Source organism: Marinitenerispora sediminis (assembly GCF_003336425.1).
Classification (GTDB): domain Bacteria; phylum Actinomycetota; class Actinomycetes; order Streptosporangiales; family Streptosporangiaceae; genus Marinitenerispora; species Marinitenerispora sediminis.
In genome coordinates, this window is the sequence record NZ_QEIO01000285.1 from 1 (window position 1) to 2,309 (window position 2,309).

1 protein-coding gene is annotated in these 2,309 nt (G+C 80.3%); it reads left to right on the forward strand.

Features of this window, described 5'->3' with window-relative positions; genetic code table 11:
- Window positions 1-567: 567 nt before the first annotated feature.
- Window positions 568-1,641, forward strand: a complete 1,074-nt coding sequence (locus tag DEF28_RS26280; protein WP_233515556.1) for a methyltransferase domain-containing protein — start codon at window positions 568-570, stop codon at window positions 1,639-1,641.
- The last annotated feature ends 668 nt before the right edge of the window (window positions 1,642-2,309 follow it).

Consider the following 2,309-nt stretch of genomic DNA (forward strand, 5'->3'; position numbering starts at 1 on the left):
GCCGGAGGGCTCCCGCCCCTCCCCGGGGTGCGAGAGCCCTCCGGCAGCGCGCCCGCCGGGGGAGCGGCAGGTTCACCGCCAGGCCGCCCGGGCCGGCGGCCGCGGCCGGCCCGGCGGGCAGCTCCGCCCCGCATGCCAGCGCCCGGCCTCCCCGGTCCGGGCGGCCGAGACCGCCCGGCGCCCCTCATCTGGGGGACCCGGAGCCCGGCGGACCCGGATCAACGCACCAGGCAGGAGTGGCCCCCGACCGCGCCGGTCCGCGCCCGGTCCGCGCACGCGGTCCCGGCGGCCCGCACCCGCCCGGCCGCACTCCCGGCCTTCCGGGTCCCGGAGCGATCCGGGGCGGCGACCGCGCAGCGGCACGGGCGCGGCGATCGGGTCCCTGGGCGCCCGGACCGGTGGGACGGGCGAGCCGCCCGCCCTGCTCTCCGCGCGGTGGCGACGCGGCTGACGGGCCGGGCCCCTCCGCCGGAGGCCGGTAGGGTGGCCACCGGCACGGATCCCGGCAGCACCGCCGCCCGGGGCGACCGTCGCACCGCCGCGCCGCAGGAGGGGACCGGAGGACCGATGGCTGTGCGCTTGATGGCGCGGACGTTGCGGGGCCTGGAGGACGTGTGCGCGCGCGAGGTCGCGGAGCGGGGGCACGGCGAGGTGCGGCGCCTGCGGCACCGCGAGGTCTGGTTCGCCGCGGACCGCCCCGACCCCCGGCTCCTCGGCCTGCGCACCGTCGACGACCTGTTCCTGCTGGCCGGGGTCGTCGACGGCGTCGGGCACACGAAGGCCGACCTCGCGCGGTTCACCGAACTGGCACGCTCCGCCCCGCTCCGCGAGCTCCTGGCGGTCCGCGGCGCCTGCGGCGGCCCGGACACGGCCTCCGGGGTCGAGGTCGCCGCCTCGTTCCTGGGTCGGCGCAACTACAACCGGTACGACATCGAGGACGCGGTGGGGGAGCAGGCGGCCGACGCGCTCGGACTGCCGTACCACTCACGCCGGGGCGGTGCGGCGCCGCCCGAGGGCGGAGTCTCCTTCCGCGTCACGGTGGAGGGCTCCCAGGCGGTGCTGGCGGTGCGCGTGGCGGAGCGCCCCCTGCACCGCCGGCCCTACAAGGAGGCGTCGACGCCCGGTACCACGCACCCACCGCTCGCCGCCGCCATGGCCGTGCTGGCCGGAGTGGAGCCGGGGATGCGTGTCATCGACCCCTGCTGCGGGGCGGGGACGATCCCGATCGAGACCGGCGGCCTCGCCCCCGGCGTGCGGCTGATCGGCACGGACCACGACACCCGCCTCCCGGGCTCCGCCGCCGCCAACGCGGCCGCGGCCGGCCCCGCCGGGGCCCGGGCGATCGCCTGGCTGGCCGCCGACGCCGGCCGGATGCCGGTCGCCTCCGCCAGTGTCGACCGGGTCATCAGCAACCCGCCGTGGGGCCGCCAGGTGGCGGCGTACGCCGCCCTGGCAGGCCACCCGGAGCGCTTCTACCGCGAGGTCCGGCGGGTGCTGGCCCCCGGGGGCGCGGCGGTCCTCCTGCTCCACCACCCCGACGAGCACCTCGTGCACGCCGAGGCCGCGGGCCTGCGGCCGCAGGAGCTCCTGGAGGTCAGGCTGTTCGGTGCGCTGCCCTCGATCGTGATGCTCAGGCGGTGAGGCGCGGCGCCGGTGCGCGGCGGGGCCGCAGCGCGGCCCGGGCCGCCACGGGAGCCGCGGGTGCCGCTCGTGCGGCGGGGACGACCACGCCGGCGGGCCCGGCCCGAGCGTCCGCGCTGAGAGGGCGGGAGTGGCGCGAGCCGGCGGCCGGCGGATCGGCGTGCGACCGTCGGGGGCTGCCGCGCCGTCCGCGCCCCTGCCGTACACCGCCCGGATTCCTGCCGCTGCCGGCTGTGCCGTGGAGGCGGACCGGCTCCCCGCGCCGGGGATCGCCGCCGCGCGGGAGCGCGGTCACCCGGCCGCGCGCCCACCGCGCGGGCACCGACCTGGCGCCCGCGCGGACGCGCCCGAGGCCGCCCCGCGCGACGTCGCCGCCCTCGCGCCCGCCGGGACCGGGGCGGGAGCGCACGAGGTAGCGGCCCACGAGGTCGCGCGCAAGGGCACGGCGGCGCTGTCCGCTGTCCGGGGCCTTGGTGGTGCTGGGGATCCGCGGCCGGCGTAGCGCCGCCGGCCGCGCCCCCGGGCGGACGCTGGCGGGAATCCACGGGCTGCACGGGTTCCGCGCGGCGCCGGAAGGTGGCACGATAAGTGGTCGAATGATAGCTGACCGTACATGTCGGCTGAGATCCCCCATACGCCCGCCCCCGCTGCCGCGGCGCCGGGCCGCC